This is a genomic window from Flavobacterium sp. J49, from assembly GCF_011742145.1.
Classification (GTDB): domain Bacteria; phylum Bacteroidota; class Bacteroidia; order Flavobacteriales; family Flavobacteriaceae; genus Flavobacterium.
This window is the reverse complement of the sequence record NZ_JAAQQU010000013.1, coordinates 1-236: the sequence shown is the minus strand read 5'-3', so window position 1 is coordinate 236 and position 236 is coordinate 1. Positions and strand designations below refer to the sequence as shown.

At 40.7% G+C, this 236-nt stretch carries 1 protein-coding gene; it reads left to right on the top strand.

Annotation, left to right across the window (positions count from 1 at the left end; translation table 11 throughout):
* The coding region (locus tag HA632_RS00050) for a T9SS type B sorting domain-containing protein (RefSeq protein ID WP_176305205.1) at window positions 1–236 on the top strand (236 nt) is incomplete at both ends.

Genomic DNA, 236 nt, shown 5'->3' with positions numbered 1-236 from the left:
ATACACGATGCTTGGAATATAGTAGGCTTGTCGAATTTTGCGGAACAAACCACGATTTACATCTTTGACCGTTACGGAAAACTTTTGAAACAGTTGAGTGCCAGTGACCAAAGTGATGGTTGGGACGGAACGTTTAACGGAAAACCATTACCTTCAACAGACTATTGGTTTACGGTAGATTTCCCTGAGCAAGGAACAATGAAGCAATTTAAAGCACACTTCTCGTTGAAACGATA